The 1,466-nt window shown below is 69.4% G+C and carries 3 protein-coding genes; all 3 read left to right on the top strand.

Going from position 1 to position 1,466, the window contains the following annotated elements:
- The coding region (locus tag APM_RS12730; RefSeq protein ID WP_007423784.1) for a molybdenum cofactor guanylyltransferase at window positions 1–219 on the top strand (219 nt) is incomplete at its 5' end.
- Window positions 213–851, top strand: a complete 639-nt coding sequence (locus APM_RS12725; RefSeq protein ID WP_007423783.1) for a MarC family protein — start codon at window positions 213–215, stop codon at window positions 849–851. The genes APM_RS12730 and APM_RS12725, both read left to right, overlap by 7 nt.
- A gap of 95 nt (window positions 852–946) precedes the next feature.
- Window positions 947–1,288 carry an integration host factor subunit beta gene (locus APM_RS12720; protein WP_007423782.1) on the top strand — a complete coding sequence of 114 codons (342 nt, stop codon included), beginning with the start codon at window positions 947–949 and terminating at the stop codon, window positions 1,286–1,288.
- Window positions 1,289–1,466: the final 178 nt, after the last annotated feature.

The raw sequence follows: 1,466 nt of genomic DNA, 5'->3' as shown, positions 1-1,466 counted from the left end.
GCCGCCTCGCACGGGCGGACGCATCATCTCGTCGCACTCTGGCCGGTGGCGGCGGCGGACGCGCTGGAGCGCTTCCTCGACGGGAAGGGACCGTATCGGGTGTCGGGCTTCGCGGCGGAGATCGGGATGCGCGCGGTGGCGTTCGCGGATGAGCGCGACCCGTTCGTCAACATCAACACGCAGGCCGATCTCGACGCGGCGGAGGCGGGGCGGTGCTGAACGCGTTCATCGCCGATTTCCTCTATGCCGCGGTGGCGCTGTTCGTCATCATCGATCCGGTCGGCACCGCGATCATCTTCGCGGCGCTGACCACGCATGACGACGCGGCGAAGCGGCGGACGATCGCCAAGCGGGCCTCGGCGATCAGCTTCCTCGTGCTGCTGGTGTTCGGCCTCGCGGGGGAAAAGCTGCTGCGGCTGCTCGGGATCGGGATTCCGGCCTTGCAGATCGCCGGCGGGGCGCTGCTGTTCCTCTCGGCCAAGGACATGGTGACGGCGAAGGGCGAGCTGCGGGCGAGCAGCGAGGAGCGCAGTGCCGCGAGCGAGTCGACCGAGGATATCAGCGTGTTTCCGCTGGCGATTCCGCTGATCGCCGGGCCGGGCGGGATGACCACGATGGTGCTGCTGCACGCCAAGGCGGGCGGGCAGCCGGGGGCGGTGCTCGCCAACGCGCTGGCGCTGGCGGCGATGATCGCGGCGACCCTGGTTTCGATGCTGGGCGCGCGGCGGCTCGCGCGGCTGATGGGGGCGACCGGGGCCAGCGTGGTCGGGCGGGTGCTGGGCATCCTGGTCGCGGCGCTGGCGGCGCAGTTCATCATCGAGGGCACGCAGGCCGCGCTGCATCTCGGCTGAGGCGGAAATTTCCGCCGTTTTCAACATTCTAGGCAAGGCGCGGATTGACCGGACCGGGCGCGTCTGGCACCGTAACGCAAACGGGAGGCGGGCTCATGACAAGATCTGAACTGATCGCGGCGCTGGCGGCTGACCATCCCCACCTGACGCTGGCGGATGTGGAGCGGATCGTCACCGCGATGTTCGACGAGATGACCGCCACCCTCGCCGCGGGCGGGCGGGTGGAATTGCGCGGCTTCGGCGCGTTCTCGGTGAAGCAGCGCCAGGCGCGGGCGGGGCGCAACCCCAGGACCGGCGAGACGGTGAAGGTGGACGAGAAGACCGTGCCCTTCTTCCGCGCCGGGCGCGAATTGCGCGAGATGGTCAACGCGGGCATGAAACCGCTCGACGGCGGGGCCGATGGCGCCGGGGACGACGACGAGGACGACGAGGAGTAGACCGCTGAAGACCGTCCGGCTCATTTTCGGGGCGCTGGTGATTCTGGCGCTGGTGATTTTTCTCCTGTCGAACCGCGCGCCGGTAGCGGTTTCGTTCTTTCCGTTCGGCACGCTGGGCTCGGCGGTGCTCGGCGCGATCGTGCTGATCGCCTTCGGGCTGGGCATGCTGCTGGGCATG

The sequence above is a fragment of the Acidiphilium sp. PM genome, assembly GCF_000219295.1.
Classification (GTDB): Bacteria; Pseudomonadota; Alphaproteobacteria; order Acetobacterales; family Acetobacteraceae; genus Acidiphilium; species Acidiphilium multivorum.
The sequence above is the reverse complement of the archived record's forward strand: the minus strand, read 5'-3'. Positions and strand labels throughout refer to the sequence as shown.

Bases quoted from the DNA above. Each gene is read 5' to 3' on its own strand.
- APM_RS12720 (WP_007423782.1), top strand. From the start codon at position 947: ATGACAAGATCTGAACTGATCGCGGCGCTGGCGGCTGACCATCCCCAC.